The 25,441-nt window shown below is 66.9% G+C and carries 22 protein-coding genes; 7 read left to right on the top strand and 15 right to left on the bottom strand.

Features of this window, described 5'->3' with window-relative positions; translation table 11 throughout:
- Positions 1-12: 12 nt before the first annotated feature.
- Both FRC96_RS12660 and FRC96_RS12655 read right to left on the bottom strand, forming a co-directional pair.
- Positions 13-801: a hypothetical protein gene (locus tag FRC96_RS12660; protein ID WP_146974858.1), complete on the bottom strand. Its 789-nt coding sequence runs from the start codon at positions 799-801 to the stop codon at positions 13-15.
- Positions 788-2,140, bottom strand: a complete 1,353-nt coding sequence (locus FRC96_RS12655) for a hypothetical protein (RefSeq protein ID WP_146974857.1) — start codon at positions 2,138-2,140, stop codon at positions 788-790. Before FRC96_RS12655 ends, FRC96_RS12660 begins: the two co-directional genes overlap by 14 nt.
- A 362-nt stretch (positions 2,141-2,502) precedes the next feature.
- Between FRC96_RS12655 and FRC96_RS12650 the strand changes: the two genes are divergently transcribed.
- From FRC96_RS12650 to FRC96_RS12640, 3 genes are all read left to right on the top strand, one after another.
- On the top strand, positions 2,503-3,291 hold the full coding sequence (locus FRC96_RS12650) for an OmpA family protein (RefSeq protein ID WP_230470202.1): 789 nt from the start codon (positions 2,503-2,505) through the stop codon (positions 3,289-3,291).
- 126 nt (positions 3,292-3,417) lie between these two features.
- Positions 3,418-4,209, top strand: coding sequence for a tetratricopeptide repeat protein (locus tag FRC96_RS12645; protein WP_146974855.1), 792 nt, complete (start codon positions 3,418-3,420; stop codon positions 4,207-4,209).
- A gap of 127 nt (positions 4,210-4,336) precedes the next feature.
- Positions 4,337-5,359 carry a DUF6483 family protein gene (locus FRC96_RS12640; protein WP_146974854.1) on the top strand — a complete coding sequence of 341 codons (1,023 nt, stop codon included), beginning with the start codon at positions 4,337-4,339 and terminating at the stop codon, positions 5,357-5,359.
- Between the two features lie 92 nt (positions 5,360-5,451).
- Here FRC96_RS12640 and FRC96_RS12635 read toward each other — a convergent pair whose 3' ends face one another.
- The 5 genes from FRC96_RS12635 to FRC96_RS12615 form a co-directional block, all read right to left on the bottom strand.
- Positions 5,452-5,961, bottom strand: a complete 510-nt coding sequence (locus tag FRC96_RS12635) for an FHA domain-containing protein (RefSeq protein ID WP_146974853.1) — start codon at positions 5,959-5,961, stop codon at positions 5,452-5,454.
- A 114-nt stretch (positions 5,962-6,075) separates the two neighbouring features.
- A complete protein-coding gene (locus tag FRC96_RS12630) occupies positions 6,076-6,867 on the bottom strand; it encodes an inositol monophosphatase family protein (RefSeq protein WP_146974852.1) in 792 nt (263 codons plus the stop codon).
- Between the two features lie 25 nt (positions 6,868-6,892).
- Positions 6,893-8,062 (bottom strand): serine hydrolase domain-containing protein, encoded by a 1,170-nt coding sequence (locus tag FRC96_RS12625; protein WP_146974851.1) that lies wholly within the window; start codon positions 8,060-8,062, stop codon positions 6,893-6,895.
- Positions 8,063-8,081: 19 nt separating this feature from the next.
- Entirely contained in the window at positions 8,082-8,954 is an 873-nt protein-coding gene (locus tag FRC96_RS12620) for a S66 peptidase family protein (RefSeq protein WP_230470201.1), read from the bottom strand.
- A gap of 74 nt (positions 8,955-9,028) precedes the next feature.
- Complete coding sequence (locus FRC96_RS12615) at positions 9,029-9,988, bottom strand: DUF3108 domain-containing protein (protein ID WP_146974849.1); 960 nt, start codon at positions 9,986-9,988, stop codon at positions 9,029-9,031.
- A 253-nt stretch (positions 9,989-10,241) separates the two neighbouring features.
- Here FRC96_RS12615 and FRC96_RS12610 point away from each other — a divergent pair, with 253 nt between their 5' ends.
- Positions 10,242-12,245, top strand: a complete 2,004-nt coding sequence (locus FRC96_RS12610) for a hypothetical protein (protein WP_146974848.1) — start codon at positions 10,242-10,244, stop codon at positions 12,243-12,245.
- Positions 12,246-12,248: 3 nt separating this feature from the next.
- Here the strand turns inward: FRC96_RS12610 and FRC96_RS12605 are convergent, their stop codons facing one another.
- From FRC96_RS12605 to FRC96_RS12575, 7 genes are all read right to left on the bottom strand, one after another.
- The gene (locus tag FRC96_RS12605) at positions 12,249-13,172 is read right to left on the bottom strand and encodes a cation diffusion facilitator family transporter (RefSeq protein ID WP_146974847.1); all 924 of its coding nucleotides are present in this window, start codon (positions 13,170-13,172) and stop codon (positions 12,249-12,251) included.
- 21 nt (positions 13,173-13,193) lie between these two features.
- Positions 13,194-14,273: a mannose-1-phosphate guanylyltransferase gene (locus FRC96_RS12600; protein WP_230470200.1), complete on the bottom strand. Its 1,080-nt coding sequence runs from the start codon at positions 14,271-14,273 to the stop codon at positions 13,194-13,196.
- A 70-nt stretch (positions 14,274-14,343) separates the two neighbouring features.
- Positions 14,344-15,282, bottom strand: a complete 939-nt coding sequence (locus FRC96_RS12595; protein ID WP_146974845.1) for a HAMP domain-containing protein — start codon at positions 15,280-15,282, stop codon at positions 14,344-14,346.
- A 3-nt stretch (positions 15,283-15,285) separates the two neighbouring features.
- A complete protein-coding gene (locus FRC96_RS12590; protein ID WP_146974844.1) occupies positions 15,286-15,951 on the bottom strand; it encodes a potassium channel family protein in 666 nt (221 codons plus the stop codon).
- 34 nt (positions 15,952-15,985) lie between these two features.
- Positions 15,986-17,980, bottom strand: a complete 1,995-nt coding sequence (locus FRC96_RS12585; protein ID WP_146974843.1) for a TrkH family potassium uptake protein — start codon at positions 17,978-17,980, stop codon at positions 15,986-15,988.
- 24 nt (positions 17,981-18,004) lie between these two features.
- Complete coding sequence (locus FRC96_RS12580) at positions 18,005-19,693, bottom strand: ribonuclease J (protein ID WP_146974842.1); 1,689 nt, start codon at positions 19,691-19,693, stop codon at positions 18,005-18,007.
- A 134-nt stretch (positions 19,694-19,827) separates the two neighbouring features.
- Positions 19,828-20,058 (bottom strand): hypothetical protein, encoded by a 231-nt coding sequence (locus tag FRC96_RS12575; RefSeq protein WP_146974841.1) that lies wholly within the window; start codon positions 20,056-20,058, stop codon positions 19,828-19,830.
- Positions 20,059-20,381: 323 nt separating this feature from the next.
- Here FRC96_RS12575 and FRC96_RS12570 point away from each other — a divergent pair, with 323 nt between their 5' ends.
- From FRC96_RS12570 to FRC96_RS12560, 3 genes are all read left to right on the top strand, one after another.
- Complete coding sequence (locus FRC96_RS12570) at positions 20,382-21,041, top strand: hypothetical protein (RefSeq protein ID WP_146974840.1); 660 nt, start codon at positions 20,382-20,384, stop codon at positions 21,039-21,041.
- 79 nt (positions 21,042-21,120) lie between these two features.
- Positions 21,121-22,548, top strand: a complete 1,428-nt coding sequence (locus FRC96_RS12565) for a flotillin family protein (RefSeq protein ID WP_146974839.1) — start codon at positions 21,121-21,123, stop codon at positions 22,546-22,548.
- Between the two features lie 51 nt (positions 22,549-22,599).
- On the top strand, positions 22,600-23,838 hold the full coding sequence (locus tag FRC96_RS12560) for a flotillin family protein (protein WP_146974838.1): 1,239 nt from the start codon (positions 22,600-22,602) through the stop codon (positions 23,836-23,838).
- A gap of 464 nt (positions 23,839-24,302) precedes the next feature.
- Here the strand turns inward: FRC96_RS12560 and FRC96_RS22150 are convergent.
- Positions 24,303-25,441: hypothetical protein (locus FRC96_RS22150; protein ID WP_230470199.1), on the bottom strand; the 1,139-nt coding region annotated here is incomplete at its 5' end.

The following is a 25,441-nucleotide window of genomic DNA, read 5'->3' as shown; positions in this document are numbered from 1 at the left end:
AGGGCGCGCGCGTCAGCGCGCGCCCTGTGCGATCCAGTCCTCGATGCGTTCGATCTCGTCGAGGCTCAGAGGGGGCGCGTCGCTGTAGGGTGGGGGTTGTACGGTGAAACGGCGCAGGGGGTAGTCGGGCAGGATTTTATGCATCAGGTAGGATTGCGCCGGCTCAAAAGGCATCACAAGGGGGGCCTCGACCTGGGTGGAGCGGGTCTGGCGAAGCGCCTGGGGCGTGAGCCGGGGGAGCTGCCACTCGGGATCGTCGTGGCAGCTGTTGCAGGATCGCTCAACGAGGGGGGCGATGTCGTCCCAGCGGACCTCGGGTCGATCCAGGGCTGGCGAGTCCGGGAGGGTGGCGTCGGTAAAGCGCTCCGGGGCCGGGGTGTTGGGAAAGAGGGGCGCGCCGGTGACGCTGCGAAGACCGGGGGAGGCAAAGAGGGTGTAGCGCAGGCCATCGATCAGCGCGGAGCGCGGGCGCAGGCGCAGGGTTTTTCGGGTCATGCGGTAGTCGATGCGCCCGCCACTGCTCAGCCCCCCCGAGCGCAGGGAGAGGGCACCATACGAGGTGAAGGAGTCCGGGGCCAGGTAGGCGTTAAAACGCACCTCAATGGTGGGGTGGGTCGCGATGGACTGGGCCGGGGTGACCTCGATCACGCGCAGCCAGTCGTCGAGCGGGGCGGGCCGGGGGATGGGCTCGCCATCGGCGTCGGTCGGCGGCGGCGGGTCGATGGGGCCGCAGCTTAAGAGCCCGGCGCAGAGCGTCAGCGTGCCGATGTGGTGGATGAGGGTGGCGTTATGGGGAGGCACGTCGGATCTGCCAGGTGAGGAGGGTGGTGAGCGCGCCGGCGCCCAGTGAGATGGTGAACGCCACGCCCAGCGGGGTGACCGGGGCGTGCTCGGTCAGCGCGAGCAGACTGGCCGGCGGTGCGATGAGCACGAGCGCCCCGAGCAGAGCGTACCGCCTGCTGGAGAGGGTGGTGCGCGAGAGGGCGTCGGGCAAAAGCGTGAAGAGCAGGGCGACGAAGATCAAGCCCGCTGCGATCATCCGGGCGGGCTGGATGCCTAAAAAGGCCAGCAGCGGGTCGGCGCCGAGAAGTTGCAGCGTGGACGCCGGCGCAGCAAGCAGGGGGAGGGCGAGCGTTGCGGCGGTGGCGGCGGCCAGATGTTCTGCCGGCAGGGGCGGTGCTGAGGACGAGCGCGAGAGTTTGCGGGCCGCCCCCAGGCCCAGCCCCACCAGCGCGACCAACGCCAGCAGAGTGCAGAGCACGTAGGCCAACGCGACGAAGCCCCCCGGGGTATAGGCCCCCATGGCGTAGGGCCAGTCGCTCCACAGCGCGAAGCCCGCTCCGGGGAGCTCGCCACGGCCGGCCAGCTCACGCAGCGCTGCTGCGCCGAGCTCGTGGTGCGCCGGCATGTCGGAGAGCCACTCCGAGCGCCAGGCGAGATCCTGTCGGGCCAGAAGACGCGCGCCCAGGATCAGGCTGATGGCGCCGGACCAGATCAGGATCAAGCCGGGAGCGCGGGCCAGCGTGAACGCGGGCCCGGCCCCGCGGCCCTCCCAGACGCCGAAGGTGCGCGAGAGCCACAGCGCCAGTGCCGCTCCGAGCAACGGGGCCAGCGTGAGCGCCAGTCCCATCACGGGCGCCCATCCCCACGCTGAGGGAGCCCCCAGCGCCAGCGCTCCGGCCGCAACCCCTCCCACCACACTCGTGACGAGCACGCGATGCCGGCGGTGGGCGAAGAGGCGCAGCGCCATCAGCAAAAAGAGCACCGTGGGCAGAAGCGCGATTGCGCGCGAGAGATGAACCCCGGTCAGCCCGAAGGGAAGGCCCGCCCCGACAAAGACCACCGTGGCCACAAGACCGCCCCACAGCGCGGCACCAAGTGAGAGCGCCGCGTCAGGCCGGTCCGGCCGGGACAGCACCACCGCCAGAGCCACCAGAGGCCAGAAGAGCGGGGCGCTCTGCGCCTGCGCGGTCGCCAGCGCAATGAACTCCGCAGGCGCCGCATGACCCACCCGCGCCAGCGCGCCCAACTCCAGGAGCACGGGCAGGGCGAACGCGAGGGTCAACGCCAGCACGCCGGCCCAACGCAGACATTGGGTCGGCCTGGCAGCTTCTTCGGAGGGGGGCGCGGAGGCATTCACGGCGTCATGTCGGCGGGCGGCGAGGAGACGGAGCGTCGGTGCGCTTGGTGGTCGTGCACGATGCCCTTGAGTCTGGTGGATGTTCCCCGGGGGCGCAACCCGCGGCGGTGCGCACACGATGTTGCGAACGTTGATGCAATATTTAGCGAAAATTCCCTTGGGTTTGGGAAGAAACTCCGTATATTGCGGCAGTTAAGAGCCTTTGAACGACGTGGGTTAATGTTGCCCGCGTGGGGAGCCCGCGCCCCTCACGTTCGTCAAAGGTATCGGCAGCGCCCTGGTGTCGGATTCAGATCGACGGGGACTGCCAGAAGTGGATAAGAATGCCGGTCGTACATGCCGTAAATAAGGAGTCTGTCGTTATGTCGCTTCGACGTATGTTTGCGTTGTTCTCCGTCGCCGCTTTGATCGCGTTGAGCTCGGTGGCCTGTCGCCCTGATTTCCCCAACTGTAAGACCGACAATCACTGCGCCGACAGTGAAGCGGGCCAGGCCGAGGGACGTCTTTATTGCGTCAACGGGCTCTGCCAGCAGTGCCGCACCACCGCCGACTGCGGTGACGCGGGCATGGAGTGCCGCGCCGGCGTCTGCGAAGCGATCCCCGGCTACTGCGTCGGCACCGGCGACTGCCCCGGCAATCAGGTTTGCCGCGACAACCGCTGTGGCCCGGAGTGCCTGGGCAACGATGACTGCGAAGAAGGCTACATTTGCGAAGGCGGCTCCTGCGTGGTGGAGCCGGAGTGCTCCGAAGACGCCGACTGTGGCGAAGGCATGCGCTGCCGCAGCGGCATGTGCGAAGAGGCCCCGGTGCAGGTCTGCCAGCTGGAGACGGTCCTCTTCTCCTACGACAGCTCCAACCTGAGCGATGAGGCGCGCAGCGCGCTGCAGCGCAACGCCTCCTGCATCCAGGAGCGCGGCATCTCGGTCCAGATCGCCGGTCACGCCGATGAGCGCGGCACCTCCGAGTACAACATCGCGCTCAGCGAGCGCCGCGCCCGCTCGGTGCGCAACTACCTGACCTCGCTCGGTGTGAGCAGCTCCAACGTCAACACCGTGGGCTACGGCGACTCTCGCCCGGTGCGCGTCTGCCAGGAAGACGGCCCGGAGAGCTGCCACCGCGCCAACCGCCGCGCTGAGTTCAACGTGCGCTGAGCGCCAGGCGGTGCATCCTCGGCTTGTGGGCTGAGGTTGAATCATTAAGGTAGGAGGCCCGCCGCCGAGAGGCTGCGGGCCTTTTGCCCTCTGTGCAACGTGATCCGTCTTATCGCAGGTCAATCTATGTGGAAGTCCCTTGTCGTGGTTCTTGCCTTGTGCACCAGTGGGTGTCTGCCGATCTGGCAGGGCAAGACGATGCAGGAAGATATCGAGGCGCTTCGCGCCGAGCAGCAGGCGATCATCTCCAAGAGCGCCAGTGAGCGCGAGGAGCTCACCGCCATGGTCGCCAGCGCCCGTGAGGACGTCGCCGAGCTTCGCGACGTGCTCGCTGAGGCCCGCGAGCTCTTGCAGCGCAACAGCGCCGACCTGGGCGTGGAGGTCGCCGCCACGCGCGAGGATCTCAACCGGCTGCGCGGCACCGTCGAGGAGCTCGACTTTCGGTTCATGCGTATGGAGCAGAGCCTGGAGCTCTTTCGGCGCGACGTCGATCTTCGCTTTGAGTCGGGGGAGGCCATCAAGCTCCCTGAAGAGCCCGACGAGCTGCGGCAGTTCGGTGACGCCCGCCTGGCCGAGCAGGACTACCTGCAGGCTCGCCGCGCCTACGAACGTTTTCTGGAGCGCCACGGCGAGGATGCCCGCGCCAACGAGGTTCGCTTTCAGCTCGGCGAGGCTTTTTTCGCGCAGTCGCAGTGGGTGAGCGCGATCGGGGAGTATCAGAAGGTGCTGGAGGGCTCCGCGCCCACCAGCCGTCAGGCCCAGGCGAACCTGCGCATCGGACAGGCCTTTTTGCAGATGGGGCAATGCCCCAACGCCGAGGTCTTCTTTGAGACGGTGGTCGCCGAGTACCCCGGCTCTCGCGCGGTGGCCGAGGCCCGCCGCGGCCTGGAGCAGGCGCGCAGCGGGAGCTGCCCCTGAGAGGCTTCAGGAGGCCCCGAAGGTCGGGGCATTGACGAAGCCCCTCGATTGCCGCACTTTGAGCGCCCTTCGCCACAGGCGCAGCGCAACCCCTAAATGACATTGCGACACACCAAGGACGATCGCCATGGAAGATAGCCGCTGGATGGACGCGCAGCTCAAAGCTGCCAATGACCTTGTGAACGCGGGCAGCCAGGCGCTGCGCCAGAATCAAAACGCCGCCGGCGCCGCCGCGCTGCGCGAGGCCGACGCGATCCTCGATATGGCCGAGGAGGAGAGCGATGACGTCTTGAAGCTGCGCGCCCGTGTGAGCAACGAGCTCGGTGTGGCGCATCAGCGCCTCAACAAGCTCGAAGAGTCGCTGGGTTATCACGGCAAGGCCGCCGAGATCTGCACCAGGCTCATCGAGCGCGGTGAGAGCTTCGAGGCCAACAGCGCCGCCACCCACCTCAACCTCTCGAGCATCTACATCGCCATGGGCAAGGCGCCCGAGGCCCTGGAAGCTGGCGAGAAGGCGCTCACGATGATCGGTCTTCTTCGGGAGCGCGAGGAGCCCGGGGTCGACGCGTTGGAGCTTGGCGCGAACCAGAACATGGCCGTGATCTACGCCCGCGAGAAGCGCTACGAGGAGTCGGACGCGGCGATGGAGCGCTCCGTGGCGCTGGCCGAGGCGCTCGCCGAGGCCGGCCAGCCTAACTTCCAGGCGCAGCTTGCCCAGGGCTGCCAGCAGCTCAGCGTAATCCTCTTTGATGAGGAGCGCTTTGAGCACGCGCTTCGCTGGGGACGCAGCGCCGAGGCGCTCTCCGAGAAGGCCTTTGAGGCGCTGGGCCAACCGGTGCTTCCGGTCTATGTCATCAGCCAGATCAACCTGATCAGCTACAACGAGCGCCTGGGTCGTTTTGCCGACGCCGAAGATTGCCTCTGGAAGGCGCTCGATGTGGCCGGCAACGACGCTCAGATCCTGCGCCGCGGCTACGCCTTCTACGAGACCTGCCGCAAGCAGGCCGACGCACGTCTCGAAGAGGGGAATCTCCCGCGCGAAGAGGTCGATGAGGGCTTCGAGGAGCTCAACGAGCGCATCGAGAAGGTCGGCGGCATGGAGGCGATTCAGCGTGCGATTGAGCAGGCCCAGCAACGCGGCCGCCGCTGATCGCGATCTCTGATCGCGACCTCGCATCGACGACAAAAAAGCGCCCCACGGGGCGCTTTTTTTTATGCCGGAACCTCATAAGACGTATGGACCTAAACGGTCTCCGAGGTGCGGTAGCGGGGCTTGAGCCAGACCTTAAACTCCTCGCTGCCAAAGCGCAGAAGATCGCCGTGGTTGAGCGCGTGCGGGACGCGCACGCGCTTGCCGTTGATGTAGGTGCCGTTGGTGCTGGCGGAGTCCTGGATGCGGACGCGCTCGTTGCGGCAGATGACGATGGCGTGGTTCCAGGAGACGGCGGGCCGGCGGATGACGATGTCGTTGTTGCCGCCGGCGCCGATGGTGTTGTCACCCTGCTCCAGCGGAAACTGCTGCGGGTTGGCGTTGAGCTCGTAGAGGTAGCCGAAGACGGTGTCGGCCACCTCCGAGGGCGGCTCGAAGGTCGGCCGGCGTTCGACGACGAGTGATTCGCCGCAGCTTCCGCAAAAGCGGGCGTCGCCCGGGTAGAAGCGCTGGCAGGGCTCGCACTTTCGCACCGAGCTTCCGCAGTAGGCGCAGAAGCGTGCATCGGTGGGAATCTCTCGAGCACAGACCGGGCAATGCATAAGACCTGACTACAACGGGGGGGCGACGGCTTCGACCAGGGAGCGCGCGCCGAAGCGCTGCGCCCCTAAGGTTGTGCCACAGCCGCCCGGGGAACAAAAGGGCGGGGGGCCGGCTCAGAGCTTGAGCGCTTCGATCAACTCGGCGTGCAGCGCGCCGTTGCTCGCCAGGATGCTGCGCCCCTCCACCATGTAAGGTGAGCCATCGAGCGCGCTGACTCGACCGCCAGCCTGCGCGACAATGAGGTAGCCCGCGCCGGTGTCCCAGGGGCTCAATCCAAACTCCCAGAAGGCGTCGATGCGCCCGCAGGCCACGTAGGCCAGGTCGATGGCCGCCGAGCCCAGCCGTCGCACCCCGCGGCTTGTGCGGGTGAGGTTGATGAACTGCTCCAGCGCCTGCTCGAACTCCTCACCGCGCCCGGAGGGAAAGCCCGTGACGAGCACGGCGTTGGCAACCATCGGGCAGTCGCTGACGCGGATGGGCGCGCCGTTGAGCGTGGCGGGCTGGCCGTCACGGGCACCGAAGAGCTCGTCGCGGTTGGGCTCGTAGATCACGCCGACGACGGTGTGGCCGTCGACCTGCAGCGCGATGGAGACGCAGTAGAGCGGGATGCCCATCGTGAAGTTGACGGTGCCGTCGATCGGGTCGATCAGCCATCGCCGCCGCGCGCCGCTGGCTGGCGAGTCGCCCTGGTGGTCGCCGTACTCCTCACCGAGGATGTCATCGTCGGGGAAGTGCTCGCGGATGGCGGCCGTGATCAGCCGCTCGGTGCTGCGATCGACGTTGGTCACCAGATCGTTGGGGGCCTTGAGCGAGACCTCCATGTTTTTGGCGCGCTCACGCAGGATGTGGCGGCCGGCCTGGCGCGCGATCGATTCGGCGACGCGTAGCTCGTGGTGGTAGGTCATGATCGATCCTTAAAGTGGAATGAATTCAGTGGGTTAGCGCGATGGGGGTTGGCGGGATGACCGCCTCCTGGACGTCGACGCGGGTCGCTTTGATGCGGGCGTTTTCGCGGGTGGGGTAGACCCGGTTCGTGAGCAGTATGCTGACCACGCCTCGCTCTCGTTCTAGCCACAGAGAGGTTCCGGTAAAGCCCAGGTGACCCACGGTGGCGTCCGGGGCGAAGCCGGCGCCGGCGCTGGAGGTCGCCCCGCTGGGGGTGTCCCAGCCGCCGCGGTGGTTTCCGCCGGCCATCGACGCCTGCGCCGACCACGCAAAGCGCAGCGTCTCGCGCGACATCAACGGGGCGTCGACCGGATGGCCCTGATCGATGGCGAGCAGATGAAGACCAAAGCGCAGCAGATCATCGGCGGTGGAGAAGACGCCGGCGTGGCAGGAGACGCCGCCGATGATCTCGGTGTTCTCATCGTGCACGCTCCCTTGCACGACGCGCCCGCGAAGCGCACAGCGCTCTGTTGCCACGGCGTTTTCGAGCGGGGCATCGCCGCGCTCAGGCCACACATAACGGGTCTGCGAGAGCTTCAGAGGATCGAAGATCCGGGTCTGCGCGAGCTCGGCCAGTGGAGCGTCAAAGACCGTCTCCAGAACGCTGGCCAACAGGATATAACCGAGGTCGGAGTAGGCGTAGATCGCGCCTGGTGCGCCACAGAGTGGGGTCTGGCAGATGCGCGTGACGATGGCCTGACGGGTGACCCTGGCGGTCTCTGCCGACGGGTTGAGCGGGTACTCGAGGTAGTACTTATGCCAGGCAGGCAGCCCGCTGGTGTGGTTGAGAAGGTGTAAAAAGGTGACGTCCGCGGCACGTGGATCCGGGTGCTTACGCCAGGGGGCAAAGAGCTCACCCAGGGGCGTCTCCCAGCGGGCAAGACCGCGGTCGATGGCCTGCATGGCGAGCGTGGCGCCGACGAGGGCTTTGGTGACGCTGGCGATGTCAAAGGGGGTGTGGCGCGCCACGGGCACGGCGTCGGTCTCAAAGGAGGTCTGGCCCAGCGCGCGGTGGTAGCGCTGGCCATCGAGGGTGGCCACCGCGGCTTGAATCGCGCTGCAGGTGTGCGTGGTGCCGATGGCCTCAAGCGAGGGCGCCAGCGCGCACTCGAGCGCGTGGTCGATGCGCGTCGGATCGAGGAGAAGTTCAGTCATAGCGCCAGTTTGAAGGGGTTCAGGTCAGCAGGGTGAGGCGTCCCTGGTCGGCGTCGAGTTCGGCCGGAGCTCCCATCGGGAGCGCCAGGTTGGGGCTTGCGTGGCCGACCGGCGCGCCGGCCACCACCGGGCAATCAAACTCGGCGGCGAGCATGGCCAGAAAGGCGTCCGTGCCCTCCTCGTCGACATAGACGCCGGCCGCGTCGCTGAAGTCGCCCAGCACCAGCCCGGCCAGGCGCCGGCCTTTGAGCGAGTGTCTCAGCGCTGTGAAGAGCCGGTCGATGCGGTAGTCGACCTCCCCGACATCTTCGACCACGAGGATCGCGTCGTCGAGGGCGGGACAGTAGTCGGTCGCGAGCTGATGCACGAGCACGCAGAGGTTGCCGCCGAGCAGCCGCCCCCGGACACAGCCTGGGCGCAGCGTGCGGAGCCCCTCGATGCTCCAGGTGGGCGCCTTCTCACCGAAGAGCAGCGCGCGCAGATGCTCAAGGGAGCGATGAGGGTCGTCGCGGTGCAGCGCAAAGCTCTTGACGACGGGTCCGTGCCAGGTCTGAAGCCCCAGGTTGCCCGCCAGGTGCAGGTGCAGCGCGGTGATGTCGCTAAAGCCGACCAGGTGGCGGGGATGTTCTCGCACGTCGAGCTCGCCCAGCAGCGGCAGGATGCGCTGGGAGCCAAACCCGCCGCGGGAGCAGAAGAGCGCGCGGCACTCCGGGTCGCGCCAGGCGTTGAGGAAGGCCTTCGCCCGCGCGTCGTCCTCGCCGGCCAGGTAGTCTGCGCCGGGGCGGCGAGCGTAGACCGCATCGTCGACCACGACCTCAAGGCCCCAGGCGCGCAACGTGGCGAGCCCCTCTGCAAGAAGGCGCGGGATGACCGGACCGGCCGGGCTGACCACGTGCACTCGATCACCGGGGCGCAACGGGGCGGGGAGGATGCGTTGGGGGGCAGAAACGTCAGAGTGCGTCAAGGTCACGCGCCGGTTCCGGGTTTGTAGTGAATCAAAACGGCCTCGCCGGCCCCCAGAGGGGTGTTTATGGTGACGCGGACCGGGATGAAGTTGGCGTCACGGCTCAGCCAGAGGCTGCCGGTGTGACGGGAAGACTCGCGCAGCGAGACCGAGGGCGCGGCCACCTCGCCACGCTCGGCGTCCACTCCGCCGCGCTCAGCGTCCATGATATGGCGCGCGAAGTCGAGGCGGTAGGTGTGAAACCAACCCAGCGGTGTGAGGATGTCTTCGCGCCCGACCACCTCAACGTCCAGCCGGCTTAAGAGCCAGCCGTCGTAGATGTAGAACGCAAACGCGTCGCCGACGTTGAGCTCCCCCTGGCTGCGAAGCTCGTAGAGCCAGGTGAGCATATCGTGGGTGGTGTCGGGGATGGTGGCCCGGAAGCGCAGGCGACGATCCTCGCGCAGGCGCTCCACTCGCGCCTCAAAGCCGGGGTGGCGGTAGTCGACGTTGTAGACGCGGGTCTGGCCCCGCTCCTCAAAGTGCTTCTCGGTGCGCAGCGGGCGCATCGTGGCGGGGTCGAGGTAGGTGTTGGCCCGGTCGTGCAAAGGGTAGACGGCGTGAAAGAAGCCGCGGGACTGAGCCGTTCCACTCAAGGGCACGTAGTGGCGTCCCTGGTGACGTCGGACCTCGCCAGTGCGAAGTCCGGCGCGCATGGCCTCGGCGTCGTTGACGCGCACCGAGTAGAAGAGCTCTTCCTGCTGCCAGCGGAACGCCCGCGGGCGCAGCACCGGCGGCGCTTCGACCTCGAGCACCGGGTCTTGCAGGGAGGCGCGCAGCTCGGCGCGCTCCACCTGCTCGGTGGGGGCGAGTTTTTGTGGGCGTTGGGCCTCGGCCGCCGAGGGCGCCCCGACGTTGAGCGCCAGCGCGGCCAGCGCGAGGAGGGCCAGGCGGACATGAATTCGTGGCGAGGGAGCGTTCATCTCAGGAGCCGGGGCGAAAGAGGATCAGAGCCATTACCATAACTGAGACGGTCGAGAGGATCATTTCTTCATCAAAGCTCGTCACCACCGAAAGGACAGACAGCGCCGGGCGTCGCCGGTCGTCGCGCAACGTGGCGCCGCCCACGCCCACAACGCACCAGGGCGCCGGGTTGTCGGTCCTACCACATCATGATAGGGGCGTGGGTTCGCCCCGCGCCTTCGGGGCTACTCCCCGACACATCTGGAAGATCGAATGAGCGAGCCTCAAGAATACGTCGTCACACATCGCCAGCGCCTGGAGGCGCACCTGGGGGAGTTCAGCTCGCGCCAGCGCACGCGCATGGCCGAGATCTACGATGTCGATGAGAACACCCCGGAGGCCATCGCCGCGGCCTGGTTGAGCCACCCGGAGCGCTTTGCCGAGGTGGTCGAGGAGCATGTGCCCGCCGGCAGCGCCTGGCGTGTGCTCGAAGAGCTTGTGCTCGAGCACGATATCGGCCTGTCGATCGGCTGGGCGACGATCCGCTCTCGCCAGATCCTCCAGCGCCTGGGCATCGCCAAGACGCGCCGCTCCGAGGAGGGTGGGCTCTGGGCGGTGATCCCCGGCGCCATCGCCGCGATGCTCGCCGGACGCATTCAGGGCCAGCGCCCCTCGATGATCATGCTGCTGGGCCGTGTCGACGATGAGGAGATCGCGCGCCTGGAAGCGCTCTACGGCGTGGCCCCGGAGGGCTCCCGCGTCGAGCGGGTGCTGCGACTGGCCGAGACCTTTGAGCAGCCTGACACCGTGGCGCAGATGGTGGAGTCGCTCCCCAACCAGGACTGGATCGGCGATGCGATGATGGTGCTGGAGCTTGGCGGGGTGTGCTACTGGCAGCAGATCTACGGTTACGACCTCGACCCGACCTGGGGAGAAGCTCCGGACGAGAAGATCGTCCCCTTGATGCGCACCCAGGACCGTCAGCACCAGCAGGATGTGGCCGAGCATCTGTTGCAGGCGGGGGTGCTCTTTCGCTTCGACGACCCGGTCTTGCACGTGCCGATGGTCGCGGTGCCCGAGGAGCTCTGGCGAGAGCTGTGGACGCTGGGCCGGCGCTGGCTCTTCGACTGGATCGCTCAGAGCTTTTATGACTTAAGCGACCAGGGGGCCCGCCGCGCCGTCTCGACCGCGCCGGCGGACCTGCAGGCGGTGCTCAAATGGCTGGCGCTGGAGCTCGACCGCGAGCCGCTCGCGCTCAGCAAGGGCGGCCACCTCAACGAGGCCAGCGTAAGCAGGCTCAACGCCATCAGTGAGGCCCCGGTTAACTGGGAGGCCGTCGTCAGCCTCGCGACCGAGGCGCGCATCTTCCGCGCCAAAAAAGGGCGGCTGGAGCGGGGTGTGGAGTTCGACCTGATGCTCGACGTGCCCCGGCGCCGCTTCGCGCGCGAACTTCTGCTGGAGTGGGTCATCGGCTACTCCGGGGAGCGCGCCGACCGCCTGATGGCCGAGGCCATCGGCCTCGATGACCTCTGGCGGCGTGACGCGATCTCGATGCTCCGCCAGAGCGACGAGATGGTGCCGCGCTGGATGACCTACAGCGGCGTGCCCACCCACGAGACTGGCGGAGGCTGGCTGCGAGGCGCCGGCGAGGGCTCGGTCGACGCGGTGATCTTCGAGGCCGGGCTGGTTATGGGCTTTGGCATCGCGCTGAAGATGACCTGGCTTGACCTTGTGAGCCTGCTGGAGGCGGAGCGCTGGTACACCGTGGATTCGCTGGTGGAGATGCTGCAGTGCACCGCCGCGGCCACGATGTTCAGCCAGCTGGGCATGGTGCTCGAGCATCAGCACTCCACGGTGTATCTGCCCTACCAGCGCGCGAGCTTCTTTATGGATACCTACCACGGGCCGAAGTTCCGCGAGTGGCTTGAGGCGATCCTCGACGAGCTGCTGGTGCCGCTGGGCGCAGCCCAGCGCAGTGAGGGCGGTGATCTGGTCTATCTGGACACCCGCCAGCTGCGCATTGAGTCGCCGCCGGGCTGGCCGGAGGAGCACCGCGCCGAGATCATCCAGGAGATCCTCACCGATGAGGATCTCATCTTTGATCTTCCCGCACACGGCGGCCCGGAGCTGCGCAGTGTCAGCCTCATTGAGGAGGCGCAGCCCGCGCGCGTCAGCGTCGCGGAGCCTTTAAAGACGCTGCGGGGGCTGGTGGGTGATCGCCGCGTGGCGCGCTTCGATGGCCGCTATCTGGAGCTTGTCGGTGGCGACGCCGAATAAGCCTTAAACCAGGTTCTCGGGCACGTCTTCGTAGTGCACCGGATGGTGGGGCTCGAGCTGAATGAGGACGTCTTCGAGCTCGCTGAAGCGCGCGTGCAGGCGCGCCTTGAGCTCCAGAAGCACCTCGCCGGCCTCCTCCATCGTCATGGCCGGATCGACGGTGACGTGAAGATCCAGGTGCACGGCGCCGGGCATCCCGCGGCTGCGTACGTAGTGGCAGGAGCGAACTTCGGGGTGGGTGCCCACGACCTTACGGATCGCGTCGGCGTCGAGAAGCGCGGCATCGACCAGCACGACCATCCCGTCGCGCAAGACGCGGTAGGCGGTCATGCCGATAAAGAGCATCACGGCCAGCGCCGCGAAGATATCGCCCGAGGGGATGCCCTGCTGCACCAGCACGAGGCCGATGAGCACGGCGATGCCCGCCAGCGCGTCGGAGAAGGTGTGCGCCGCATCGCTGGCCAGGATCATGGAGTCGTAGCGCTTTGCCGCGCGCTTCTCGTACCAGCTGATGACAAAGCTCGTGGCGATGGCCACGCCGATGACGCCGAAGGCCGCCGGACTTACCTGGGGGGAGGCCGCGCCGGTGGCGGCGGCCCATACCCCGCGGCCGACCTCCAGGAGCCCCAGCAGGATCATCATGCCGATGGCCATGCTCGCCGCCACTTCCAGCTTCTGGTGGCCGTAAGGGTGCTCGCGGTCCGGGGGGCGCGTGGCCATGCCAAGGGCGATCAGCCCGATAACATTGGAGAGGGCGTCGAAGAAGGAGTGAAAGCCGTCGGCCTGCATGCTCACGATGCTGGCGTGGTAGCCCCAGGCGAGCTTGCCCATGGCCACCAGCAGGTTGGCGGCCAGCGTGAAGATGAGCACGCGGCGTACCGCGCGGTGGTTGTTGCTGCGACTGACCTCTGGCGTCGACGCACACATGGGCACTCCGGCCGAAAGGCTCTACAGAAGGTCCTCGCGACCCTTGCGCTTGAGCGCGTCCACAAGCTCGCGCACCCTTTGAGCGCGCTCGCGCGGAAGCACCAGCAGCGCGTCGGGGGTGTCGACCACCACCAGGCCCTCGACGCCGCTCATCGCGATGAGGCGCTCACTTCCCGCGCTGAGCACCACCGAGTCGTTGACCTCGTCGAGCACCGCCTCGGCGCGCACGACGTTGCCCCGGCTGTCGGTGGCGCTGACCTCGTCGAGCGCCGCCCAGTGCCCCACATCCGACCAGCGAAAGAGCGCCGGGATCACCTCCACATGCGCCGCACCCTCCATCACCGCGTAGTCGATGGAGATGGAAGCGGCCTTCTCAAAGGCCTCGGCGATGATCGCCGCGTCGCTCGCGCCGCTGCGCCGCACCGGCTCAAAAGCGCGGAGAAGTTCAGGCTGCTGGCGCTCAAGCTCCGCCCAGAGGGTGGAGGGGCGCAGCACAAACATCCCGGAGTTCCAGACAAAACGCCCCGAAGTCACGTACTCGCGGGCCGTGGCCAGATCGGGCTTTTCGACAAAGCGCCGCACCGCCAGCGCCACCGGGCCCTGGCCGGGAGCGGCGTCGATGGAGCCCTCGCTCTCAATGTAGCCGTAGCCGGTCTCCGGGCGGGTCGGCGGCACGCCCAGGGTGACAATGGCGCCCTGGCGCGCGCGCTCGTCGGCGAGTTGCAAGCAGGCCTCAAAGGCCTGCTGGCCGCCGATGAAGTGGTCGGAGGGGAAGATCGCGATGGGATCATCGCCTGCGATGGCCTCGGCGCGCGCGGCGGCCAGCGCAATGGCCGGCGCGGTGTTGCGCGCGCGAGGCTCGACCACCAGCTCCAGCCCTTCGGTGCCCAGGCTGCGGAGCGCCTCGGAGGTGGGCTCCACGTGGTGGCGGCCCAGCACCAGCAGGGCGCGGCCCTGCGCGTCGAGGCTCGCCACACGATCGAAGGTCTCGGCGATCATCGGACGCTCGCCCCACAGGGCAATCAGCTGTTTGGGGCGCGCGCGTCGGCTCAGCGGCCAGAAGCGGGTGCCGGAGCCGCCGGCTAAGATGACTGGAATCATGATGGACCTGAACTGCGTGCGGGGTGGATCGGCGGCGGCCACGATAGCCATCGACGCCGATAAATCAAGGTCAAGCCTCGAGGCGCTCCAGCGTGGCAAGCCAGAGCTCATCGGTGAGCTGACGGCGGCGCCACAGGCGCTCGTCCTCGGCGATGGCGTCGAGCTCTCGGAGCTGCGCTCGCGCCTCATCGGGAAGATCAAGCGCCGCGCGGCTGGTCGCAAGGACCCGACCCGAGCTGTCGAGCAGCGCGCCGGGGGTGGCGTAGTCGTCGAGCAGCGCGATGGCCAGCCGCCGCTCGCCATCACTCAGCGTACCGGCCCTCGGTGAGGGCGTGGCGTCGGATTGTGGCGAGCCCCCGTGGCGCAGGCGTTGATGCTCGTCGAGCAGGGTGTTGATGCAGCGGGCGGTGTCTTTAAACTCCGGCGGTGGCTCATCGAGGTGAACCCGCCGCAAAAGATCGCCGCTGGTGAAGGCGCGCGCGGTGGCCTGGAAGTCCTCGGCGGGCTCCACGATGCGGTGCAACAGGCGTCTCGCAAACACCAGGCCCAGAAAGACGCTGATGACCCCGAGAATCATCGCCGCCCAGGCCCCGGAGATGCCCATGCGTTTGGCGCGTTCATCCATGCGCGCCATCGAGTCGTGGTTGATGCGCGCGAGCTCGCTGAGCGCAGACGTCGTCTCGGCGCGCGCCTGCGCATCGCCGCGGAGCGCGGCCTGATGGTAGCGCTCAATCGTGTGGATCGCTGGCCGCTCTCCGCTCTCGGTGATGTTGGTGCTGGCCCGGGTGAAGGCCTCGTCGAAGCGCTCGCGGTCTTCGTCGTTGACCGGGGTGTTCCCCAGGATCACCAGCATCTCCTCGACGGCGATGATCGAGTAGGAGTTCTCCTCAATGATCTGCTCGATGGCCGGTGCCATCCGTGAGAGCAGCCCGATGGCGCCCAGCGAGGTCAGGATCTGCAGGGAGAGCAGGGCGATGAGCAACGCGGTGATTTCCGTGCGGACGCGCATCACTTAGATCCAGTCGACGAGCTGGCGAGCGGCGTCCGATCGGGAGACCACCACCAGGATGTCGTCGGTTTGTAAGACGGTGTCGGGTTCGGGGAGTTGCACCACGCCGCGCCCCTCGATGACGCGGCGGATGGCCACGACGTTGACGCCCACGCGGGTGGGAAGTTGCAGCTCTTTGAGGCTGCGTCCCAGCATCGCCTGAGGGGGGCGAAGTTCGGTCAGGACCAGATCTTCTCCCAGGGGCACCTCCTCGAGCACGCCGCTGTAGAGCATGCGCGTGGCCAGGCGCTCACCGAAGGCGCGCTCCGGGTTGACGACCTCGTGGGCGCCGACCAGGTGCAGGATGCGCTCTAAGAGCTCGTCGGTGGCGCGGGCGACCACCCGGGGGGCTCCCATCTTTCGCAGCAAGGCGGTGACCACGATCGCCCCCTCCCGCGACTCATCGCCGATGGCGCACACGCAGATGTCCCGACGCTCCGGGGCGGCGCGTGCCAGCGCCTCCTCATCCATGGCGTTAAAGCAGGCGGCCTCGGCGGCAAAGCCCGCGGCCTGCTGCACGAGATCGTCTTTGGTGTCGACCGCCAGGACGTCCACGCCCTGGCCGGTCAGCGAGCGCGCCAGGGCCATGCCGAATTGCCCCAGCCCGATGATCAGTGCCTGCTTTGCCATAGAAGTACCGCTGCGATGAGAACGAGAGGTTCAATTAGCCGACCGGCAGGCTGCGCGTGGGGCGCGTCCAGTCGGAGCTCGGCGTACGGGAGGCCAGTAGCAGAAAGAGCGTCAGCGGGCCAATACGACCGATGAACATCGCCAGCATCACGATGATCTTGCCCACCGTATCCAGCATGCCCGTCCCCCCGATCGAGAGCCCCACGGTGCCCAGCGCGCTCAACGCCTCAAAGATCGCCATCAAAAAGGGCATCTGCTGGGTGATCAGCAGCGCCAGCGTCATCACCACCCCGATCATGGCCCCGACGGTGGCGATGGCCGCCGCGCGAAAGATCGTCTGCTGAGGGATATGAAACCCGAAGGCCTCGACCCGCGCGCGGTTGGCCAGCGCGCTGCGCACCACCAGAAAGAGCAGCGCAAAGGTGGTGGTCTTGATCCCGCCGGCGGTCGAGCCCGGCGAGCCCCCGATAAACATCGCCATCAGCATGATCAGGACGCTCGCCGGATGAAGAAGCGCGAAGTCCACCGAGTTGAAGCCCGCGGTGCGCAGCGTGATCGACTGGAAGATGGCGTTGAACGCGCGGTCCAGGGTCCCCAGCGCCTCAAAGCTGTGGGTGGACTCCGAGAAGAAAAAGAAGACCGCCGGCAAAAGCCAGAGCATCAACGAGGTCGTCATCACCACGCGCACGTGCAAGGAGACCGGGCGCCCCCGCCACCAGCGCGGAAGCGACGCGACGACCGCCGGCCCCAGCCCACCGATGACGATGAGCGCGCCGACGGTCATCAGGATGGCCGGGTTGGATTGAGCGCTGATCAGGCTGTCGGAGCGCAGCGCAAAACCCGCGTTGCAGAAGGCGGAAATGGCGGTGAACACGCCCTCCCAGATCGCCCGGGAGGGTGAGGCTCCGTCGAGCCACCAGAGCGCGCTTAGAACGACCGCGCCGAGGGTCTCGGTGACAAAGGTCACCAGGAGAATCAGCTTGAGCGCGGCGGTGATCTGGCCGCGGTCGCGCTCGCCGATGAGCTGGGCGATGGCGCCCTCGTGGCGCATGCTCAGCCTTTTGCCCAGCAGCAAGAATGCCGCGGTGGAGAAGGTCATGATCCCCAGGCCGCCGATCTGAATGAGCACCAGAATGATCAGTTGCCCCACGCCGCTGAAGTCCGTCGCGGTGTCCAGGACCACAAGCCCCGTGACGCAGGTGGCGCTGACCGCAGTGAAGAAGGCATCGATCACACGGATGGAGCCGTGGGTGGCCTGGGGCAGCGAGAGAAAGAGCCCCCCGATCAGGCAGGTCAGCAAAAAGGTCGTGGCCAGCAGGCGCGCCGGGTTGGTCGCCACCGGCTCCCACCAATGCGCCTCAGGATCGGAGGCCGGGTGGTCGAGGATCCACAGGCGCACGGCCAGAAGCACCACCACCAGCGCCCACAGGCTCAACGCCAGACCGACGCTGGCCCCGAAGAGCAGGGGGAGTGGGCCCGCCAGGGCCAGCGCGCTGGCGAGCATCGCCAGCTCTCGGGGCGCCTGGCGACAGCGCCACAGCCCGTGGGTCATCACGACAAGCGCGCTCACAATGGAGAGCCCCACCGCGCTTACGCCGAGAAGCTCCGGCGGGGCGATCAGCACCGCGTTGAGCCACACCGTGACCATGCCCAGCGAGGCCCCGATCGCGCCGGCCGCACCGCGACCTCGCGCCGGAACCTGCCCCTGCTGCAGCCAGAGCAGCCAGTAGCCCCCCAGCAGCACGCTCAATGCCCATAAAAAAGCTGGCCCCGGCCGGGTGGCCGAGACCAGCATCATGGGGACCAACCCCACCAGCACAAGGGCCAGCGAGCAGAGACGCACAAAGGGTCGTTGCCAGTTCCGCGCGCTGGTTAAGATCCAGAGAGCGGCGCAGATCACCAGGCTCAAGATGAGCGGGCGGGGGGCATCCAGCCCGTCTGGAAGACCTCTGGCCGCGCCCCAGGACAGCACAAACGCAGGGGAGCCCGCGCGCAGAAGCGCGCGGGCGAGGTTGGGTCGCGTTAACATCGGCGCCGCCTTGAGGCCTGGAAATCAGAGCTCGTGGACCACGGGAATCACCACGGGGCGACGCCCCAGCTCTTTGCTGATGTAGCGTCGGATATGCGTGCGAATCGCCTCTTTAACCTCGGAGATGTCGCCGCGCGCGGCGCGGGAGAGCTCCTGGACGCCGTTCCAGGCCGCCTGCGCAGCCTGCTCCAGAAGCTCGTCGCTCTCGGTGGTGTTGACCACCCCGCGCTGAAGCACGGTCGGCGGGGCGACCAGCGAGCCCGACTCCCGATCGAGGATGCCCATGGCCATGACGATTCCGGCGCTGGCCAGCTTGCGGCGATCCCGAAGCTGGAAGTCCTCGGTATCGCCCACGTTGCGGCCGTCGACGAGCATGCGCCCGTGATGCACGCGCCCGACGACTTCGGCGCCTTTCTCGGTGATCTGCAGGCAGTCGCCGTTTTCGATCAGGTGGGTGTTCTTCACGCCCACCTCCGAGCCCAAGCGCGCGTGGCTCTTGCGCATACGGTACTCCCCGTGGACGGGGACCAGGTGGGTGGGGCGAGTGAGGTTGAGCATCAGCTTGAGCTCCTCCTGCTTGGCGTGACCCGAACCGTGGATGACCTTGTCGTCGGCGGTGATGATGATCGCGCCGCGCTTGTAGAGCGCGTTGACCATCGAGTTGATCCCGTACTCATTGCCCGGAATCTGGCGGGCGCTGAGCACGATGGTGTCGCCTTCCTGCACCTCGACGTGCCGGTGGTCGCCAAAGGCCATGCGCGCCAGCGAAGAGCGCGGCTCGGCCTGGCTGCCCGTTGAGATGATCAGGATGCGCTTGTCGGGGTACTTGTCCATCTCCTCCGGGTTGATGAGCACATCTTCGGGAGGGAAGGGCAAGAACCCTAAGTCGCGGGCAATGTTGGAGTTTTTGACAAGGCTTGTGCCCATGAGCACCGCCTTGCGCTTGTTGCGGTAGGCCAGCTCCAGCAGGCCGGCGACGCGGTGCAGGTTGCTGGAGAACTGCGCCACGATGAGGCGACCGGGGGCGTTATCGAAGACCTCCGAGAAGCCCTGGAAGACGGCCCGCTCGCTGCGGGTAAACCCGGGAACTTCCGAGTTGGTGCTGTCGCCGAAGAGCGCCAGCACGCCCTGGTCGCCCAGCGCCGAGAGGCGCGGCAGGTCGGTGATGGGCTCGTACATCGGGGTCTGGTCGATCTTCCAGTCACCGGTGAAGAGCGCGGTCCCCATCGGGGTGTGCAGCGCGATCGCCATGGCGTTGGGCACGGAGTGGTTGATGTGCACAAACTCCGCCACAAAGGGGCCGATCTCCAGCTGCTCACCGGGCTCGACTTCGATCAGGTCGACCTGATTGCCCAGCCCGTGCGACTGCAGCTTACGGTTGAGCATGCCCAGGGTGAGCCGCCCGCTATAGACGGGCACATCGACTTCCTGGAGGAAGAAGGGCGCGCCCCCGATGTGGTCTTCGTGACCGTGGGTCAGCAGGATGCCGTCGAGCTTATCGAGGTTGTCGAGGACGTAGCTCCAGTCGGGCAGGACGATGTCCACGCCGAAGTCGCCGGTCTCGGGGAAGGTGATGCCGCAGTCGATCATCAGCATCGAGCCGTTGCACTCGATGATCGAGCAGTTCATACCCACCTCATCCAGACCACCGAGCGGGATGTAGCGCAGGTAGTCCTTTTTGGGCGGGGCGGGTAGCAGGTTGTTTTCGCTCATGGATCCTCTTCAAACAGGTGTACGTCGGCCCCGGCCACAGCGCATCCGGCGCGTGACAAGGATCGGGGCCCTGACTGTGGGTTTTAAATGGGGTGATTCAAAAGTTTCACGTCGGGATGGTCATTTCGGGGTGTTCAGGCGCCGGGAAGCGCCGCACGAGCGCGATCCTCGCACTCATCGGGGTGGGCCTCATCGGGATGAAGCCAGTGACCGTCGGCGGCGTCGTTCTCGTCACAACGCTCGCTGGTCGGGGGCGGAGAACACCAGAGGCAATCTTCGGGGCGCTCGAGAAGCTGCACAGAGATCTCAGCGCTGTCGTCGGCGGCACCGGTCGCGCTGTCCACCAGCGCGCGGGGCGTCAACAAAAGTGCGCTCGTAAAGGCCAGTGCGCCTACGAGAAACTTGAGCGTGAGATGTGTGAGGGGCCCGGTCATGCCGTGAGAACTCAGTATTTTCGTCAGCGTTAACGCGTTCAACTCTAGCAGGTATTCCGCAGCAATAAAAGGCCGGCGGAGAATATCGCCGGCTCGCAGTCGCCTTGATCGCGTGGACGTTGCGCGCTATCAAAGGCTGCGCACGCGTTCATTGATGTCTACCACTTTTGTCCGTGGGTCTTTCGAGAGGATTGGGTGAAGCGGGGAGAAGTCTTCCTCGTCGCTCGATCTCGGGGCCCGATGACAGGTCGTCTATGCTGGCACTCTACGTATTCTGTCTGGTCTTCGGGGGCCTCTTTGTGGCGATGACCGTCTTTGCCGGGCTGGGCTCCGATGCCGATCTGGAAGCCGACGGGGAGGGCGATTTCGATCTCGATAAGGAGTTTGAGATCGATAAAGAGTTCGAGATCGACAAAGAATTTGAAGTCGATAAGGACTTCGATGGCGACGCCGAAAAAGACTTCGAGACGCAAGCCGGGCGTCGCTTTCGCCCCCTGCGTAGCTTCAAGTTCTACACGTACTCGATGGCCTTTTTCGGGCTCACAGGCACCCTGCTTACCGTCCTAGGGCTTGCCAGCGGCGGGTTCGCCGCCGGACTCTCGGCGCTGATGGGTCTGGGGGCCGGCCTGGCGGTCGCCTACGTGCTCTACCTGGGCGGCTTAAGTGAAGGCGGACGGGCGACCAACGACGATGACTTTGTAGGGACGACCGCCCGGGTGTTGCTCCCGGTCAAGAAGGGGCAACGCGGCAAGGTGCGCGTGACCATCGGCGGGCGCAGCATGGATGTGATGGCGGTGACCGAGGATGAAGGGGTGGTGCTCGATTTGAACGAGCCCTGCTTCGTGCTCGGCATTGAGGACGGCGTGGCGCGCGTGGTGGACATGCGCGCGCTCGAAGAACGACGGCAGAGTTAAGGCACCTCGGCGACCATTATGGGGCCGGTGTTGCGCCACGGGCGTGACCCCGGGTCCATCAACGTAAGGGATAGAGGGTATGGAAGGTATCGTTATAACGACCATCTTTTTAGGGTTCTTCGGGTTCATCGCCGTCTCGGCGTTGATCTGGGCCTACCGCTACTTTTTGCGCGTGTGCCGGCCCAACGAGGTGCTGATCTTCTCGGGTAAGGACTACCGCCTGGCCGATGGCTCGGTGCGTGGCTACGAGGTGTTGGCCGGCGGCCGGCGCCTCTTTAACCCCTTCTTTGAGAAGGTCGACCGCCTCGACCTGACCGTGATGCCGGTGCATATCAGCATCACCGGGGCCTACTCCCGCGGCGGTATCCCGCTGACCTTGCAGGCGGTGGCCAACGTCAAGATCGACAGCAGCGACGGTGCCATTCACAACGCCGTGGAGCGTTTTCTGGGCCGGGGCCGCAACGAGATCATGCGCGTGGCCCAGGAGACCCTGGAGGGTAACCTGCGCGGGGTGCTCGCCACGCTGACCCCGGAGCAGGTCAATGAGAACCGCCTGCTCTTCGCCGACCAGCTCGCCCGCGAGGCCGAGCCCGACCTTGAGAAGCTCGGCCTGCACCTGGACACCTTGAAGATCCAGAACGTGGCCGATGATCGCGACTACCTCGACTCCATCGGTCGCCGCCGCATCGCCGAGATCTTGAAGGTCGCCGAGGTCGCCGAGTCCAACGCGGTGAAGACCGCCGAAGAGTCGGAAGCCGAAGCGCAGGGGCGTGGCGAGGTTGCCCGCCGCAACGCTCAGGCCCAGATCCAGCGAGTTCAGAATGCGTTGCGCGAGCTTCAGGCCGACCTGGAGCTTCGCGCCCGCTCCGAAGAGGAGCGCGCCACCGCGAGGGCGATGACCGCCCGGGCTGAGGCCGAGCAGGAGCTCCAGCAGGTGCGTACCGAGCTTGAGAAGTTGCGTCTGCAGGCCGACGTGGTCATCCCGGCCGAGGCCGATAAGGTCGCTCGTGAGTTGACCGCTGCCGGTGAGGCCGCCGAGATCGCCGAGCGCGGTCGTGCCATGGCCGAGGTCCTGCGCATGATGACCGAGGTCTGGGTCGACGCCGGCGACGCGGCCATGGATGTTTTCATCCTGCAGCGCATGGAGTCGGTGATGAAACGCGTGGCCGACGCCGCACGCCAGGTCGAGGTGCGCGAGGTGGCGCTGATCGACAGCGGCAACGGCAAGGCGCTCCCCAACTACGTGAGCAGCTTCCCGGGCATCGTCAGCGGCCTCTTCAAGGAGATGCGCGAGACGGTGGGCATCGACATCGAAGCCGTGCTCACCGGCGGTGGCGGCATGACCGAGAACGCCGGCGGTGGCAAGTCCACCTCCGGCCCCGCCTCCCTCGGGCGTCGGCTCTCGGAGGCGCGTGAGTCCGGCGAGGGCTTTGGTAAGCGCCCCACCACGCAGCACTCCATCCCGAAACTTGGCGAGGAACGCGACGGCCCCACCGAAAAGGCCTGAGCATCACACCACACGCTTTTCGGTGCCCCACGCTTCATCACAGGAGAAATTATGGGAATCTTCGCTCTCTTCGGTGCCATCCTGGTCCTGATCGTCTTTGCGGTTATTGCGGCCACCCACCTCATTGAGGTCTGCCAGCCCAACGAGGTGCTGGTGTTTGCGGGTGAGAAAAAGGCGCCCGGTTATACGATCGTGCACAGCGGTCGTAAGATCCGAAACCCGCTCTTCCACCGCGTCGACAGGCTCGATGTGACCAACATGGTCATCGACCTGCACGTGACCAACGCCTACTCCAAAGGTGGTATCCCCTTGAGCGTCAAAGGGGTGGCCAACGTCAAGGTGGGCAGCCGTTCGCCGCTGATCGACAACGCCGTGGAGCGTTTTCTGGGGATGACGCGTCAGCAGATCATCCAGATTGCCAAAGAAACGCTCGAAGGGAACCTGCGCGGGGTGCTCGCCACGCTGACCCCGGAAGAGGTCAACGACGATCGCATCAAGTTCGCGCAGTCGCTCTCCGAAGAGGCCGAGCACGATCTGACGCGCATCGGGCTGGAGCTGGATACGCTCAACATCCAGCACGTCAGCGATGATCAGGGCTACCTCGACTCCATCGGTCGCCAGCAGTCGGCGACGCTGCTGATGGAGAGCCGCATCGCCGAGGCGCTCAACCGCGCCGAGGCCAGCGTGCTTGACGCCGAGAACCAGCAAAAGCGCGCCACCGCCAAGGTCAACGCCCAGATGGAGATCGCCAAGGCTGAGGCCGAGCGTCGCGTCATCGACGCCCAGACCCGTGGCGAGGCGATGGTGGCCGAGGAGCGCGCCAAGGTGGGGGCGATGGTCGCCAAAGCTCGCGCGAACCTCGACGTGCAGCGCGCGCGTCTGGAGCAGGTCAAGCGCCAGCTCGCCGCCGACCTCATTCAGCCTGCGCAGGCCCGTAAGTCCGAGCTGGAAGCGCAGGCCAAGGCCAACGCCGCGTCCTTTATCGAGGACGGCAAGGCCAACGTGGTCGCGTTGCGCGAGCTGATCGACACCTGGAACAGCGCCGGCGACTCCGCGCGCCCGATCTTCCTCTTGCAGCAGTTCGACACGATCCTCGACTCGATGCTCTCGACGGTCCAGGAGATCAAGATCGACAAGATCACCGTCATCGACTCGCAGATGCAGGAGGTCGATCGCCATGGCACCGCGCCGATGAAGGCGGCCAGCGGATCGGAGCAGATCAAGCAGACGTTGGGGATGGATCTGCCGCGCATGCTGCAGGGGCTGGCGGCGATGCAGGAATCCAAATGATGGTGCGCGACCCCGAGTGTCATCGCCCTGTGCGCTAACGCTCGCGGGACACCAGCGCTGAAGCGATTAGAGAAGCCGCGTCCCGCAAGAGGGGGCGCGGCTTCTTTGTTGATGGGCGTAAGCCCCGAGGCGACAGGCGAACCCACACGCCTTCATGACGCTCGGAGGGGGCGGCGCAGCGCGTCGCGTCGGTGGCGATGCTGACGTTGCGGGGAGGTAGGCAGTCGGGGGCTCGACACCACGAGAGGCGCATGCGTCAAGACATTGCGGCGCTACAGGCAGGGCAATCGCAAAGTGGGTCCCCACCACCGTAGGGGGACCCCTTGTGGGTCCCCGCCTTGGGAGTTCGGGAGGGGCACAAGACCCCTCCCTACGGATTGGGTGGGTTCTCCATAAAAAGTCTTGTGGGACTTTGCGATTGCCCTGGCGCTACAGGCGAACGCCCTCCGGGGTAGCGATGCGGCTCATTCGCTGGCAGGTTGCACCGCTTCGACCTGCCTGGCGAGTAGCCACCCCAGGTCGCCGGTGGGCAGGAGGACCTCCACCCAGCCCTCGCGGGTGCGTTGGATGTCGACCACTGCGCCGGCCGCCAGCTGAGGGTGTCCGCTGTGCGCGCCAGCGTGCTCGGATGGGGCCACACGCATCTCGCTCTCCTCCATCACCACCCCCAGTTGCGCGGGGCCCGAGATCTGGGCGATGCCCACGTGCAGCGTCGCGCTGAGCAGCCCGAGCACCAGGGCGGCGATGACCGCGGCGCGGACCACCCCGGCGGAGGGGCGCCCGCTGAGGCGGCGCACCAGCGTGAGCGCAAACGCCAGCCACAAGACGATGAGCGCAAGCCAGGGGCCGCTGCGCAAGGCGCGGGCCACCACCGGGCTCTGAGCCCCGAAGCGTGCGGCGTTGGCGTCATTGAGGCTCACCAGGTTGACGGTCGTCTGAAGGTTGGCGGCCACATCCGGGTGATGGGCGTGGGTGAGCGCGGCGCGCTCCAGAAAAAGGCGCGCGCGCCCCAGGTCGCCGGCGCGCAGCGCGGCAGTGCCGGCGTTGTACCAGGCGGTGGCGTCGTTGTGCTGTGCGGCGCGCTCCGCCCAGCTCCGAGACGCCTCCGCAAACGCTCCCGCCTCCCAGCTCCGGGCGGCCTCGCTGCCGGGGCCGTCGACCGTGGCGCCAGAAGCGTCGGTCTCGGGCGCCTGAGCCTCAACGCCGGCCTCGTCTGCCTGCGCCAGGGCCTCACCAGGACCTGCCAGCGCCGCGCACAGGCCCACAGCCCCGGCGGCGATCAAAAGGGCTGTGCGGCCAGCCTGCGTGCTTGCAGAGGCGGTCTCCGCCCGGGCTTCGGCCTTCTCAAAGAGCGCATCGATCAGTTGCGCGGCGCGCTCCACCAGCGTCTGGGCCGAGCCGGCCCCCGGGGCGTAGCGCCCGCGGGTGAGCTCACTGACCAGGTCGCTGACCTTCTCGACCAGCGGCTCCGGGAGCGCGCGCGTGCGCAGCGCTCGCTGCACCTCCGCGGCGGTGAGCGCGCCGGTCACCACACCAAAACCCTGCTCCAGCACCCGCGCCAGCGCCTTGAGGAGCGCCTCATCGCGCGCGGCGCCTTCGGCGC

Origin of the sequence: Lujinxingia vulgaris, from assembly GCF_007997005.1 — a bacterium.
Taxonomy (GTDB): domain Bacteria; phylum Myxococcota_A; class Bradymonadia; order Bradymonadales; family Bradymonadaceae; genus Lujinxingia.
The sequence above is the reverse complement of the archived record's forward strand: the minus strand, read 5'-3'. Positions and strand labels throughout refer to the sequence as shown.